The sequence below is a fragment of the Lysinibacillus antri genome, from assembly GCF_003977595.1.
Taxonomy (GTDB): Bacteria; Bacillota; Bacilli; order Bacillales_A; family Planococcaceae; genus Ureibacillus; species Ureibacillus antri.
The window spans coordinates 1-14,348 of the sequence record NZ_RYYR01000005.1 but is presented as its reverse complement, the minus strand read 5'-3'; the positions used below and the strand labels follow the sequence as shown (position 1 = coordinate 14,348).

13 protein-coding genes are annotated in these 14,348 nt (G+C 36.6%); 12 read left to right on the top strand and 1 reads right to left on the bottom strand.

Features of this window, described 5'->3' with window-relative positions:
* Positions 1-109 precede the first annotated feature (109 nt).
* From EK386_RS04795 to EK386_RS04745, 11 genes are all read left to right on the top strand, one after another.
* Positions 110-1,066 carry a VOC family protein gene (locus tag EK386_RS04795; protein WP_126657899.1) on the top strand — a complete coding sequence of 319 codons (957 nt, stop codon included), beginning with the start codon at positions 110-112 and terminating at the stop codon, positions 1,064-1,066.
* Positions 1,067-1,091: 25 nt separating this feature from the next.
* Positions 1,092-1,892: an FAD synthetase family protein gene (locus EK386_RS04790; RefSeq protein WP_126657898.1), complete on the top strand. Its 801-nt coding sequence runs from the start codon at positions 1,092-1,094 to the stop codon at positions 1,890-1,892.
* Positions 1,893-1,903: 11 nt separating this feature from the next.
* On the top strand, positions 1,904-2,800 hold the full coding sequence (locus EK386_RS04785; protein WP_126657897.1) for an isocitrate lyase/PEP mutase family protein: 897 nt from the start codon (positions 1,904-1,906) through the stop codon (positions 2,798-2,800).
* Positions 2,797-4,218, top strand: a complete 1,422-nt coding sequence (locus EK386_RS04780) for an FAD-binding protein (RefSeq protein WP_126657896.1) — start codon at positions 2,797-2,799, stop codon at positions 4,216-4,218. Before EK386_RS04785 ends, EK386_RS04780 begins: the two co-directional genes overlap by 4 nt.
* A 15-nt stretch (positions 4,219-4,233) precedes the next feature.
* A complete protein-coding gene (locus EK386_RS04775) occupies positions 4,234-4,989 on the top strand; it encodes an SDR family NAD(P)-dependent oxidoreductase (RefSeq protein WP_126657895.1) in 756 nt (251 codons plus the stop codon).
* Between the two features lie 179 nt (positions 4,990-5,168).
* Positions 5,169-5,618, top strand: coding sequence for a GlcG/HbpS family heme-binding protein (locus EK386_RS04770; protein WP_126657894.1), 450 nt, complete (start codon positions 5,169-5,171; stop codon positions 5,616-5,618).
* A 2-nt stretch (positions 5,619-5,620) separates the two neighbouring features.
* The gene (locus EK386_RS04765; RefSeq protein WP_126657893.1) at positions 5,621-7,000 is read left to right on the top strand and encodes an FAD-dependent oxidoreductase; all 1,380 of its coding nucleotides are present in this window, start codon (positions 5,621-5,623) and stop codon (positions 6,998-7,000) included.
* 24 nt (positions 7,001-7,024) lie between these two features.
* Positions 7,025-7,867: an aspartate/glutamate racemase family protein gene (locus EK386_RS04760; RefSeq protein WP_126657892.1), complete on the top strand. Its 843-nt coding sequence runs from the start codon at positions 7,025-7,027 to the stop codon at positions 7,865-7,867.
* A gap of 123 nt (positions 7,868-7,990) precedes the next feature.
* Positions 7,991-9,829 carry a XylR N-terminal domain-containing protein gene (locus tag EK386_RS04755; RefSeq protein ID WP_158674374.1) on the top strand — a complete coding sequence of 613 codons (1,839 nt, stop codon included), beginning with the start codon at positions 7,991-7,993 and terminating at the stop codon, positions 9,827-9,829.
* A 155-nt stretch (positions 9,830-9,984) separates the two neighbouring features.
* Positions 9,985-10,743 carry an AAA family ATPase gene (locus tag EK386_RS04750; protein WP_126657890.1) on the top strand — a complete coding sequence of 253 codons (759 nt, stop codon included), beginning with the start codon at positions 9,985-9,987 and terminating at the stop codon, positions 10,741-10,743.
* A gap of 160 nt (positions 10,744-10,903) precedes the next feature.
* Positions 10,904-11,191 (top strand): DUF5316 domain-containing protein, encoded by a 288-nt coding sequence (locus EK386_RS04745; RefSeq protein ID WP_126657889.1) that lies wholly within the window; start codon positions 10,904-10,906, stop codon positions 11,189-11,191.
* Positions 11,192-11,325: 134 nt separating this feature from the next.
* Here EK386_RS04745 and arr read toward each other — a convergent pair whose 3' ends face one another.
* Positions 11,326-11,742, bottom strand: a complete 417-nt coding sequence (gene arr / locus EK386_RS04740) for an NAD(+)--rifampin ADP-ribosyltransferase (protein ID WP_126657888.1) — start codon at positions 11,740-11,742, stop codon at positions 11,326-11,328.
* A 625-nt stretch (positions 11,743-12,367) separates the two neighbouring features.
* Between arr and EK386_RS04735 the strand changes: the two genes are divergently transcribed.
* Positions 12,368-14,104 (top strand): methyl-accepting chemotaxis protein, encoded by a 1,737-nt coding sequence (locus EK386_RS04735; protein WP_126657887.1) that lies wholly within the window; start codon positions 12,368-12,370, stop codon positions 14,102-14,104.
* Positions 14,105-14,348 lie beyond the last annotated feature (244 nt).

Genomic DNA, 14,348 nt, shown 5'->3' with positions numbered 1-14,348 from the left:
CAATTGTGTAATATTTCAGTATATTTAGAAATTAATAGTATTTGAATAATTAGTGAGATTTATTAGGGGATCTGAAAACGCATACATTAAACCGTTTGGAGGAGCTAGGATGGGAAAACCTGAAATCGCAAAATTAGGTCATGTAGCAATTGTGACATCGGATCTGGAAAAATCGTTATGGTTTTTTAGAGAAGTGATTGGTCTAGAAGAAACAGATGAAGTTGATGGTGTTCACTATTTAAGAGCATGGGGAGATTTTCAACATCACACATTGTCTCTAGAACAAGGTGAAAGTGGCTATTTAAAGCATATTGGGTGGCGAACGAAAAACAAAGAAGATGTGCAACAATTTAAGCAATTACTAGAAGAAGAAGGCGTTGATGTAACGTATCTTCCTAAAGGCGCAACACCGGGCATTGGAGAAGCAATTCGTTTTAAATTACCAAGTCTTCATACATTTGAGCTTTATTATGATGTAGAACGACCACCAGTTGCAGAACATCGCAGGTCGGTACTAAAAAATCAAACTTATAAATCCTGGGCAAAAGGCGTTTCACCTAGACGCTTTGACCACGTGAATATCCATACGTCAACAGAAGTGGATCAAACCTATGACTTTTTACTAGAAAAATTAGGTTTTAAATTACGCGAATATTTAGTAAACGAAGAGGGGAATACGATTGCAGGTTGGATGAGTGTCACACCACTTGTTCACGATGTCGCTGTATTATCCAAACCAAATTTACCAACACCAGCCAGATTACATCACATTTCCTACTGGTCTGATGATACGCAAGATATTTTACGAGCGGCAGATATATTAAAAGAAAATGGTATTCAATTTATTGGTCCAGGGAAACACGGGATTTCGCAAGCGATGTACTTATATGTGATGGATCCTGGAAGCGGTTGCCGTGTGGAATTATTCACAGGGGGTTACCTCATCTTTGAACCAGATTGGGAACCAGTGAAATGGACAATGGAAGAACGTTCACTCGGAAATACGTACTGGGGAGACTCAGTACAAGATAAAGAGTTAAATAATATTACGATCGAAGCTAAATAATGAAAGTGGAAGAGAGGGGAAGTTAATGAAAACAATTGAGATTAATAGCACTAACCTAAATGATTGGAAAAACAAACTTCCAAAACATGTGATTGCTCTAGGTTTTTTTGATGGGCTGCATAAAGGGCACCAACAAGTCATTTTGAAAGCGAAAGAAACTGCAATTCAACAAAACTTACCATTATCGGTCATGAGTTTTTTCCCGCATCCAAAAAGTGTGTTATCAAAAGGTCAAGCAAACGTGGATTACTTAATGCCGCTTTCCGAAAAAGAAAAGCAATTAGAGGCGATGGGTGTTAATTATTTTTTCATTGTTGAATTTAGTTTAGACTTTGCCTCTCTTACACCAGAAAAATTTGTTTCAGATTATTTAATTGATCTAGGCGCCGTTCACGCTGTCTGTGGATTTGATTACACATACGGTCAAAAAGGAGCCGGCAATATTACAACGCTAGCTGAACATGGTAAGGGTTTACTAGAAGTTTCTGTTGTACCGAAAGTGGATCTTTGTGGAGATAAAATTAGCTCCACTCGAATTAGAGAATTACTTACACAAGGTGAAATGATGTTTATTTCAAGACTTTTAGGTAAGCCGTACAAAGTTAAATGGGATGCAAAAACGGGATTATATCCTTTTTACACTCTCCCAACTCTAGGATTCTATGAAGTAATTTTGAGTCTTAATGGTCGAACACAACAAGGGATTATTTCTGTTTTGAGTAATCAAAATATTGATTTTGGAGAAATGCATATTCCTACAACAGGAAGCTTTACAATAACATGGCTTCGTGAAGTGAGAATTGATAACTATAAAGCAATTAGTTAAAGGATGAGACGATGACAAAAAATAAACAATTCAAATCATTATTAACACAACCAAATGCGTTTATATTACCAGGAGCTTATGATTCAATGACGGCTAGATTAATAGAAGAGTTCGGCTTTCCGGCTTTGTATGCGACTGGTGCGGGTATTTCAAACGCACAGTTAGGATGGGCTGATGTAGGGCTTACAACGGTTACGGAAGTGGCAGAGATTGTCAGTCGTATGTCAGATGTAACGACGATTCCGATTGTTGTCGATGGCGATACCGGGTTTGGAAACGCTATTAACGTCTTACGTACAATGAAACAATTAGAACGTGCAGGCGCTTCTGCTATTCAACTAGAAGATCAAGTTTCGCCTAAAAAATGTGGTCATTTCAATGGCAAAGAGGTGATCTCTAAAAATGAAATGGTCAATAAAATTAAAGCGGCAGTTGATGCGAGAGTCGATGTGAACTTTTCAATTATTGCTAGAACCGATGCAATTGCCGTTAATGGATTGGAAGATGCGATCGAACGGGCAAATGCCTATAAAGAAGCAGGTGCGGATGTCATATTCGTTGAGGCACCTACAACGATTGAGCAAATGAAGGCGATTACGGCAGGTGTGCCAAATGTCCCGCATATTATTAATTTAGTAGAAGGAGCTAAGACACCGCTCATTTCTTTAGAGGAGGCACAAGAAATTGGCTTCAAAATTGTGCTTTGTGCGAATACGGTCTTACGTTCAGCCATTAAAGGCGTACGTGAAAGTTTAAAAGTATTACAACGAGATGGTTCTCAAGAAAATATCCATGACCTAATTTGTACATGGGAAGAACGACAACAACTATTCAAGCTCCATGAAGTGAAAATGTGGGAAGAAAAATATTTAAAAGAGCATGAGGTAGAGGAGGTTCAATCGAAATGACAAATGAAATCGACTTCGATATCGCCATTATTGGGTGTGGCGCTGCTGGAACGGCTGCAGCATTAGCAGCGGCAGAGAAAGCGAAAGAACAAAATCAAAACTTGAAAATTGCCATTTTAGAAAGAGCCGATTTTGACCATCGTGGAGGCAATACAAGATGGACTGCGGCATATATGCGAATGGAAGACATCGATACGCCCGCTCCAAATTTCGTCGAAGATATGCTTGTCTTTTCCGACCATTATGGGGATAAAAACTATATCGAAACCCTACATCAAAACGCAGGACCTACTTTACGATGGGTGGAGTCAAAAGGAGTGGAATTTGATTATTTGCCAACGATGTTTTTAACTGCCTCAAAGCCAAGGTTATTGCCAGTTGGTGGAGGCCGTGCAATTATTGATAACCTTTCGCTACGGGCTAGAGCATTAGGGGTAGAAATTATTTATGAAGCGACAGCTTGGAACCTTTTATTAGATGAGACAGGTGCAGTAGAGGGCTTGAACATTCGCATTAAAGGTGGAGAAAGTGTTGAACTTAAAGTAAATGCTGTCATTTTAGCTGCTGGTGGCTTCCAAGGTAATCAGGAAATGATGGCTCAATATATTGGTCGTGATGCACATAAAATTCCACCGGTTTGTGAGGGCGGCTATTTTAACAAAGGTGAAGCAATCCGTATGGCACTTAATCTAGGTGCTAAAGGTGCGGGGCAATGGGATTCGTTCCACGCTGAACCTGTTGATCCACGAAGTAAACGAGAAGAAGCGGGCGTAATGCTATATCCTTATGCTATTTTAGTCAATCAGGAAGGTAAGCGATTTACAGATGAAGGGTATACAACGATTGATGAACAATATGAAGCGGTTGCTAGTAAGATATTTTATGAATGTACGGATCACGTTGCCTACATGATTACCGATCAAAAAATGTTTGATATTCCAAACTATGAAGAAGCACTTCAAACAGAGCAACCAGCGATTGAGGCAAATACCCTTGAGGAACTAGCAATAAAACTAAACATACCAGCTGAAACGCTTGTTAATACGGTAACAGAATTTAATAAAGCCGTTCAACCAGGTGAATTTTTATGGAATAAAAAAGATGGAAAGCAAGCAGTAGGAATCACACCTCCTAAATCAAATTGGGCAATTCCAATTGATCAGGCGCCATATATCGCTTATCCAGTGATTTCTTGCAATGTCTTTACAAATGGAGGGATTGCAACAGATATACAAGGACGTGTTCTTTCAAACGACAACGATGCCATTCCTGGTCTGTATGCTGCCGGTGAAATGACAGGACTTTATTACGGAAAATATCCTGGAGGCACTTCGGTATTGCGCGGATTAGTATTTGGGAAACGTGCTGGTGAACATGCAGTAGATTATGTCGCGTCAAAAGAAAAATCGTATTCATAACGAGGAGTGTTGTCGATGGAGTTAAAAGGAAAAGTAGCCCTTGTTACGGGAGGGGGCCGCGGAATCGGTCGTGAAACAGCCATTTTATTAGCTTCCCATGGTGCGGATGTTGCAGTTTGTGCACGAAGTAAAGAAGAGTGTGATGAAGTTGTACAAACAATAACAGGAAAATACGGTACAAAAGCAATGACCGTTTTATGTGATGTTGGGAATGTAGAAGAAGTAAAGCGAACAGTAAAAGATGTGAGTGACCACCTCGGCAAAATTGATATTTTAATCAATAATGCGGGCGTCATGCTGTTAAAACCATTTGTTGAAACGACCATTGAGGAATGGAATTGGGTACATGACATTAACTTAAATGCACCGTTTTATTTTTGTAAAGAGGTTGTGCCAGACATGATGACGAAAAAAGACGGGGTCATCATTAATGTTGGATCGATTTGGAGCACAAAAGGAGGCCCAAACCGTAATCCTTATATTACTTCTAAACATGCCATTATCGGATTTACAAAGGCGCTTGGTGAAGAGTTAAAACCAAATGGCATTCGAGTAAATGCAGTATGCCCTGGCCCTGTAGATACAAGAATGATGCATGAAATTGTTCCAGGATTAGATACATCTAGTTGGCTAAAACCAATTGATATCGCAAATGTCATTGTGGATTTAGTCTTACCAAAATCCGTTGCTATAACGGCAACGTCTATAGAAGCTTTTGGAGCAGGTCAGCCTGTCTCGGTTAGTCAAACGAACGCGCTATTAACAAAATAAAGTGAAACTTCAATCCGTGGGGGTTTCCCACACCCCACGGATTGTTAGTTGAACCAATCGGGCTTTTATGGGCAGTTAATCTCCCACTTAGCCACTTTTGTTTCATTTAAATCTTGAAGTGGGAGTGTTACTGCCCGTTAATGCGGGATAAAATTTATTTACAAAAAGGAGAATTTATTATGACGGAATTTGTAACGGCAATTGAATCAAAAAACATTAGTTTAGAGTTTGCAAATAAATTGTTAGAGGCTGCAGTAGAAAAAGGGAAAGAACTAGGGATTCCTTTTAGTATTGCGATTGTTGATAAAGTAGGAAATCTAAAAAGCTTTGCAGCGATGGATGGGGCACCAGTACTTAGTCTTGAAATTGCTCAAAACAAAGCATTTTCAGCAGCAGCTTATAACCGCGCAACCCATGAATGGTACGACCGTTTAAAAGATGATCCACCACTATTACACGGAATAGTTCATACAGATCGCCTTGTTATTTTTGGTGGTGGCTATCCAATTAAACTAAATGGGGAATTAATCGGTGGAATCGGAGTAAGTGGAGGACACTATTCACATGATATGCAAATTTGTGAGGCTGCACTTGAAGTAGTGAGTGAAGTTGAATCAAAGGTTGTGTAAGGATGGGGAAAAACTTTAACATCATTATCGTCGGTGCTGGCATGGCAGGCTTGTGCGCGGCAAATGAAGCAGCAAGTCTAGGTGCAAAAGTATTAGTGCTTGAAAAGGAAAAAGAAATTGGTGGAAGCTCCTTACTAAGTGGACGCTTTATGGCATTTGCCGAAACTGACCTCCAAAAAAAAGAAGGCATTCAAGATTCTTCTCAATTATTAATCGATGACATGCTTGCGGTTGGTGAAGGGAAGAACGAAGCACATCTTGTGGAAGCTTACGGTAAATCCCAACTCGAAACGTATAAATGGTTAGTCGAAAAGGGTGTGGAGTTCCATGCCGTTCGAGCAGCGAGTGGTCATACTGTACCAAGAGGGCATACGATCACGCCTCTTCAAGCCATTACAACTTTATATAATCAGGCCATTGCGACGGGGAACGTGACAGTGGTTGTAGAAGCTGCGGTTAAACGACTCCGAAAAAATTCAGATGGTCGTATTCAAAGCGTCATTTATGAAAAAGACGGACTAGAATTTGTTGTGAAAGGTGAGCAAGGTGTCATCCTGACGTCAGGTGGTTTTTCTAAAAGTAATGAGATGCTCGAATCCTTTGCGCCCCAATTAAAAAATGCTTTACGTATTGGCGGTAATGGGAATGTCGGTGATGGCATCAAGCTAGCTTGGGAGCATGGTGCGTGGGTAAGAGATCTGCCTTATTTACAAGGAACGTATGGTTTTCATCCAACTGCGGATGGACCTCGTAAGTCACAAGCCCATGCATTTTATAAAGGTGCGATCATCGTGAATAAATTTGGCAACCGCTTTGTCAATGAATCCATTTCGTATAAGTTAATTGGAACGGAAGCATTGAAGCAACCAGACAATACGAGTTTCCAAATTTGGGACCAAACGATTATGAACGAAAGTGTGCCTGGCGATGCATTATACGATTTCGATAACTTATTGCAACTAGGTTTAATCGAGAAAGCGAACTCATTAAAAGAATTAGCTCAATTAATTGATGTGCCGATTGAACAACTAGAAAAAACAATTGCTAAGTACAATGAGGACGTGTCTAAAGGTGAAGATAGTGAATTTGGTCGTAAAACGTTAACCCATTATTTTGGAAAACCTAAACAAATTAACGAAGCCCCATTTTATGCAATGCGTACAACGGCAGCAATGTTAGCGACTTATGCAGGCGTAGCAGTAAATGAGCAGGCACAAGTACTAAATCCTTTCAATGAACCAATTGACGGGTTATATGCAGCTGGTGAAATTGCTGGTGGCTTTCATGGTGCCGGCTATATGACAGGTAGTTCTTTAGGTAAAGCTGCCATCTTCGGAAGAATTGCAGCAAAATCTGCATTAGCAAAACTAGTAACCAATTAAGTTTTTTAGTAGGGAGTGAACGCATTGAAAATTTGGCATCAAAGCTTAACGTCGATCGAACAGGTTCCACAATACCGCGATGCAGTCATTGCGCATATTCAAAAAGTGGCGCGTCCAGATGTGGAAGTTGTGTTACATGGAATGAGTAGCGAGACGTATCCAACTGATTATCCGGGGCATTTTATTACGTATTCGTATTTACAAAATCTGCATCGCGAGCAATTTATCCGTAATGCACTCATTGCAGAAAGTGCAGGATATGATTGTATGTTTATCGGGACAATTCCAGATGTGGGACTACTTGAAGCAAGATCTCTTGTGGATATACCTGTCATCGGATATGGCCAAGCATCCATGCATATCGCGTCAATGTTAGGAGATAAAATTGGAATTGTCAACTTTTTAGAGCCTTTACAAGATCAATTGCGATATAATGCTGGCCGCTATGGTTTAGCCCAAAAGCTCGGTCCAATCGTTCAAACAAAAGTTGGCTTTTATGATATTTTAGGTGGTTTTAATAATCCAGAGCCTGTCATTGATAGCTTTATTGAAAGTGCAAAAATAGTGATTGAACAGGGAGCAGATGTCATCATTCCAGGAGAAGGACCGATGAATGTTTTCCTAGCGACGCATGGCATTTCAAGAATTGATGATGTTCCAATTGTCGATTCCTTTGCAGCAGGGTTAAAAATGTGCGAATCGTTAACAGATTTAAAAGAAAAATCAGGTGTTACGATGACAAGGAAGGGCTATTTCAATGCAAAACCGCCTGAAGAAGCAGTGAAAAAACTGCGTGCCTTTTATGGTCAAGAAAGTAATATTCATGAAGGACTCGATTTTGGACTTTCTGTAAAATCAAAAGTCTAAATAGTGTGAATATTGTAATGTTTTAGTTATAATCAAATAAATATGTTAGAAAATGACTTTTACTTTTAGTAGAAGTCATTTTTTGGTAAATAGTTTCTATTAGAACTCTGTGAGGTGTTGGTTTTGCTAGACTTGCAAACATTTGATAATTTTGAAGATAAAACTTTATCAACAACTTCTGCTACATTTGGTTTATTACGAAAAGAGTTAATCAGTAACTTAGGTATGAAAAGAGCAAAAGCCTTTCTTTTAAGATATGGTTGGAATTTAGGGGTAGCCCACGCGAAAGAAGTATTAAAATCACCTGGACCAATTGAAGAAATGTTAAATAAAGCACCCAATCTTCATTTACAAACGGGTCAATTATCCGATTTAAGTTCAGAACGTACTTTAATATTGGATGAAGATGGGAAAGTAGCACATATTTCTGCTACAGGTAAATGGTTCGATTCCTTTGAGGTATTGGAGCATGTTCGAAACCATGGAAAATCCACTCATCCTGTGTGTCATACATTAACAGGATTCGGCAGTGGATTTACCTCACTTGTTATTGGTAGAAAAGTATTTTTAAAAGAAGTGAAATGTCGTGCAAAGGGCGATGATGAATGCTGTTATGAAATGCGGCTCTTAGAAGATTGGCACGATGACATGGAAATGTTAGAAGAGATTCAATTATATAAAGAAAATAATTTTATCGATGAATTAAATTTCACCTATGAACAACTCCTTGACCAGAAAAACTATATCGAGAAAGTATCAACCTTTCATGATACGTTAACGTCAAAACTTTCGGATGGTGATTCGATTGAGGAAATTGTCAATACAGTTCATGAAACATTGAATATCCCGGTTTCTATTGAAGATTTAAATTTTCAACCGAGGATTTTTACTGGATTAGATAAGGAACAGTTCCAACAGTATAGTGACGATTTCCATAAATCCATCACAAAAACAAAGAGTGGGAAAATACAAATTTCTTCCTACAATAAAACGTTCATCATACGTGGGAAGTTACACAATCGCATCGTGACACCGATTATTGTACAAAAACAAACAATCGGCTATATTACCTTTCTCTATTTAGATAAAAATATCGTTAATCTTGATAACGATTTTATGTTTATACAACGTGCAGCAACCTCAGCAGCTCTTTATTTTTTAAATGAAAAGACAAGTTATGAAGCATTAGACAATATGAAGGGCTATTATTTTGAACAAATTTTATTAAAGCAATATTCATCAAAAACGAGTGCCATTTATCGGGGCTATTATTTAGGGATCGATTTAAAAGAACCGTATTATATTGCCACATTAACTGCAGAATCTAGTCAACTAGATACTTCGAAATTAGATTTTTTAGATAAAGTCATTCAATCCATTACCCGCTATTTAGATATGCAAAGTTATAAAATTTTAATTACCCAATATGAACATCAAATCGTCATGTTGTTTCCAAAAGTAGAGGCATTGCAATTAAAAATTGAAAATATACTTAAGCTATTAAATAATCAGTTTCGATTTGTTCAATTCCGCATTGGACTAAGTGGCGAAAGTGAGGATATCGAAACAATAGATGAAAGTTTAGAAGAATCCCAAATTGCTCTGCGCTTAAATACAGATGAGCAAATCGTCTACTTTGAAAATGCAAGTATCGTAGGATCGTTAATCAATTCCAAAAATATGATGACCATTCGCCGTAAAGCGCAAAAGGAATTAAGTCCAATTTTCCAATTAAAAGACCAAAAACGAGATGAACTATTAAAAACGATTTATATCTTTTTATTGAATGGTGGCAATCTACAGCAAACCATTAGTGATCTCTCTCTTTCGATGAGTGGATTAATGTATCGAATATCCCGTATTGAAAAATTGTTAAATAAAGAATTACGAAATCCAATCGTCGCTTACGAGTTATTAATTATGTTAGATGCTCTAAGAATTTTAGGCGATATCGAGGTATAAATAGAGGGGATTCAAGGGAGCACATTTAGGAAAGTCGTGTGCTCTCTTTATATTTTAATGGCGCGAAGAAAAAATACTTCTTTATAATAGGGGAAGGGTGGATGATTAATATTTTTTTAGAATTTACTATTTATACTCAATGAGGTGAAATTTTATTGGTTACGTTAAATGAAGAATCCCAATATATAAGGTCGATCTATCTTAAGAGAGAACAAATAGCATCTTATGAACATTTCCCACTTAATCTTTTATTCATTCAAAATTTTCAAGAGTTAACGTTTCATCCAAATGTAACGTATATTGTTGGAGAAAATGGGATGGGTAAGTCCACTTTACTAGAAGGCATTGCCGTTGCTTTAGGATTCAATCCAGAGGGAGGTACGTTAAATTTTAACTTCTCCAGTTTTGACTCTCACTCGAACTTAGACGAATACCTCCGTATCGTAAAAGGCATAAATAGGGCAAAAGATCATTTTTTCTTTCGAGCGGAATCTTTTTACAACGTCGCAACAAATATTGAAGCGTTAGATAGGGAACCAGGACCTGGGCCGAAAATTATCGATTCTTATGGAGGCAAATCACTCCACGAACAATCGCATGGGGAATCATTTTTTGCAGCGTTTATGGAACGTTTTCAAGGAAATGGCTTATACATCTTAGATGAGCCAGAAGCTGCCTTGTCACCATTAAGGCAAATGTCGATGCTCGCTAGAATAAATGAGCTCGTTAATCAAGGGTCTCAATTTATCATTTCAACCCATTCACCCATCATAATGGCGTATCCAAAATCGAAAATTATTCAGCTCACAGAAGAGGGCATGAGTGAATCCACATTGGAAGACACACAACACTATTCCATTATGAAGCAATTTTTTGAAGATAAAAATCGGTTACTACACCATCTTTTTCAATAAGTCAAATATCCGGATAGTCATCTTATCGAGCGCCCCATTCTAGAATAAGACTCTATAAATAATTACATGTTACTGCCGAACTGAATATTTCAGTAAAGTTAATTGTAACTTTTTGGTATTTCATTCGTATTAAGAGGTGAGATTGATTAGGGGGGATCATTTGAAATATTTATTGATGGGATCTTTTTTAGCTTTGTTAGGGGTAGCGGTGTCTTTTTTAATTTGGAATATTGAAATGGTTATTCCTATTACAAGTGGTATTGGATTCTTTTTCTTTGCAATAGCCTTTATTTTATCAGGAGTATTTGTAAGTGGAGATCGAATGCGTGCTAATTTGGCTACGGAATCGGATGAAGGTAGAAATGAAAGAAATAAAATCAGTTTTCATTCAGCTTTGGTTGGAATTCCGAGTATTGTGGTAGCATTATTATTTTATTTATCGAACTAAAGGGTAGTTCAATAAATCGCATTTAAGATTTTCAGCAATAGGATAATTTAACCTTACAATGAGTTGAATTGAAGAAGGAAGGACAGTACATATTTTTACCCGACTAATATGTACTGTCCTTTCATTTTTAAGGATTAATCTTCTATGACAGCATTTCCTTGTTCCCGTAACTTTTTTAAAGATGAAACCATATGATTTATTTGTTCATCAGAATGCCTTTCCCACGAGCCTAATTCAGCTATGATTTTCAACGGAGATTTAGACCGATACGAACGTGTTGGGTTTCCAGGAAATCGTTTGTCTGTTAAGTTCGGATCATTTTCAAAATCGCCTAATGGTTCTACAATATAAATTCTTTCTTTTGATTTAGATGTTGCTAATTCAGCACCCCATTTAGCAGCATCTAATGTTGCAGTAAAATATATATAATTAGATTTCTTATCTTGATAATTCGATAAGTGTTGTGGTTCTAATAACTCTCCAATTTTTAATTCTGCTTTAGTACCATGAAAAAATGGACCTTTATCTAACACATCTTTTTTGTCATTCATATCGATACACCTCTCAGATTTTTATATTTATGTACCACAGTATAGGATAGGATTTACAATGTTAAGAAAATTTTAATATCAAAAGGGCTAATTTTTCAATTTGATGCTGAGAAATTAGCCTTTTTATTGCTCCATTAAAGTACCATTTTGTTGAATTCATTCTAAGATTAAGTTATTAAATCATAGAAAAAAATTATCAAAAATTGTACAAATTGTACAAAAAATTAAAAAACATTATACAAACATTATACAAATCTATCTTTCTTTGGTATAGTAAAATATACCAATCATCTTAAAAGGCGAAGGTAGTAGAACAAAACAGTAAAGTTTAAATATATGAATGATTGAGCCAAGCTCATCGAATATTTGCTGAAATGAACGATGAGTGGACAGCTAATGGATATTAAATCTTGTTGAGTATTAGAGATAGATAATGGAATAGTTAATCATTGTGAAAATAGAGGATGTTTGGTGATTTGGTTAATTTTCTTGTTTTATTTGTCATACTTTTTTGCACAGTTAAAAATCAGTATAATACTCATGGGTTTTTATATCTATTTTATATTAGGCTCTTATCGAAAGATTAGTAAGTAAATTTACAAATAATCGAAAAGGAGAATGTGAAATGGGTGTATTTAGATTTACAGTTTCAAAGAAGTTATATGTAGGTTTTCTATCTATAATTATCTTTCTTGCACTTTTAGGAGGAATATCAATTATTGGTATGAATGCCATTAATGAAAAATCAACAGAAATTGCTGACAATTGGCTTCCGAGTGTTAAAACAATTAATAATATTAATTACCTTACTGAACATATTCGAGCACTTGAATACAGCTATAGCTTAAAATCTGATAAGAGTGAATTAGATAAAATAGAAAAAGAGATAAGCGAGACTTTATCAGCTATAGATAAGGCATTTGAAGAATATGAAGGGCTTATACTTTTAGAAGAAGAGCAAAAGAACTTTAATGAATTAAGGGAAAAGTGGTCAAGTTATGAAGAACTACATACTAATTTTATTGAGATTGGTTCTAAAATGGATGTAGTAAAAGGTGCTGGACCTATAGATGGTGAAAAATTTAACGAAACGAATGAACAAGCAGAGGCGTTATTTTCTGATATGCAGAAGAATTTAGATGCTCTTGTAAAAATAAATGATGATGCTGCTCAAAAGGCAAACAAGGAAGGCGATAATACCTTTGCAAAATCATTTACACTTATTTTAATTATTTTTATAGGTGGATTAATTTTAGCGCTTGTTATTGCTTATATTGTCTCAAGAATGATATCTAAACCACTTGAACTTGTTAATAACAATATAAAAGAAGTAGCAGATGGTAATTTAACAATTGAACCAGTAAATGTTAAAAATAAAGATGAAATCGGTGAATTAGCTCAATCCTTTAATGAAATGACAAGTAATTTGAGAGATTTAATCCACCAAGTTACCCAAACATCGGAGACACTTGCTGCATCATCGGAAGAACTTCTTGCAAGTTCTGAACAAACATCTCAAGCAACAGAACAAATTGCAATTTCTATTCAAGAAGTAGCAAGTGGGTCAGAAAACCAAGTAAATAGTGCGAGCTCTGCAGAACAATCAGTTAATGAGATTTCAAAAGGTATGGAACAAGTTGCGAACTCTATCCAAACTGTATCGGATTTAACTATGGCAACGAATCAAAAAGCAGAAGTTGGAACAGTTGTCTTATCGGAAACTGTGACGCAAATGGAAATTGTTCAAGAAAACGTGAATCAAACAGCCAATATTGTTACTAAATTAAGTGAACGTTCAAAGGAAATTGGTACTATTTTAGAGCTGATTTCAGGTATTGCCGATCAAACAAACTTATTAGCATTAAATGCTGCAATTGAGGCAGCTCGTGCAGGAGATCATGGAAAAGGCTTTGCTGTTGTTGCAGATGAAGTTAGAAAACTTGCTGAAGAATCGAGTAAAGCAACTAATAATATTCAGTTAGTGATTCAAGAAGTTCAAAAGGAAATTGGCCAAGTATCACTTTCAATGGATGAAGGTACAAAATCTTTAAAAGCAGGTATGAGTAAAGTACATGAAACTGGAAAATCCTTTAATGAAATTGCGGAAATGATTGAAGGGATTACGAGTCAAACTCAAGAAGTATCTGCGGTTATAGAAGAGGTAAACGCAAGCACTGAAGAAATGGTGCAGATGATATCTGAAATCGCAAGCGTATCTATACAGTCTTCAAAAAATACACAAAATATTGCTGCTGCTGCAGAAGAACAAAATGCATCAATGGAAGAAGTTTCAGCTTCATCCAATGCATTAAGTCATATGGCTCAAGAACTTCAAGTAAATGTTTCTAAATTTAAAATTTAAAAACTGAGATTGTTATAGATAAATAGGTTTCTAAATGGTTCATCCGTTACTAACTAATATGTCATTTGAGATTTTTTAAAAAGTAAAAATGACGATAGTATCTTTGACATGAAGAACACAAGCTTATAATCAAAGCCGAAGTGGTTTAATTGAACTGCTCCCTGTCAAGTAGACAGTGAAAATAATAAAAATGCTTAGGCGGCTTGAGCCCTGTATTCTAGGGGGCTCAAGCCGTTTAATGTTT

Excerpts from the sequence above, each read along its gene's own strand:
- EK386_RS04795 (WP_126657899.1), top strand. The coding sequence starts at position 110 with ATGGGAAAACCTGAAATCGCAAAATTAGGTCATGTAGCAATTGTGACA.
- EK386_RS04790 (WP_126657898.1), top strand. The coding sequence starts at position 1,092 with ATGAAAACAATTGAGATTAATAGCACTAACCTAAATGATTGGAAAAAC.
- EK386_RS04785 (WP_126657897.1), top strand. The coding sequence starts at position 1,904 with ATGACAAAAAATAAACAATTCAAATCATTATTAACACAACCAAATGCG.
- EK386_RS04780 (WP_126657896.1), top strand. The coding sequence starts at position 2,797 with ATGACAAATGAAATCGACTTCGATATCGCCATTATTGGGTGTGGCGCT.
- EK386_RS04775 (WP_126657895.1), top strand. The coding sequence starts at position 4,234 with ATGGAGTTAAAAGGAAAAGTAGCCCTTGTTACGGGAGGGGGCCGCGGA.
- EK386_RS04770 (WP_126657894.1), top strand. The coding sequence starts at position 5,169 with ATGACGGAATTTGTAACGGCAATTGAATCAAAAAACATTAGTTTAGAG.
- EK386_RS04765 (WP_126657893.1), top strand. The coding sequence starts at position 5,621 with ATGGGGAAAAACTTTAACATCATTATCGTCGGTGCTGGCATGGCAGGC.
- arr (WP_126657888.1), bottom strand. The coding sequence starts at position 11,742 with ATGAATGACAAAAAAGATGTGTTAGATAAAGGTCCATTTTTTCATGGT.
- EK386_RS04735 (WP_126657887.1), top strand. The coding sequence starts at position 12,368 with ATGGGTGTATTTAGATTTACAGTTTCAAAGAAGTTATATGTAGGTTTT.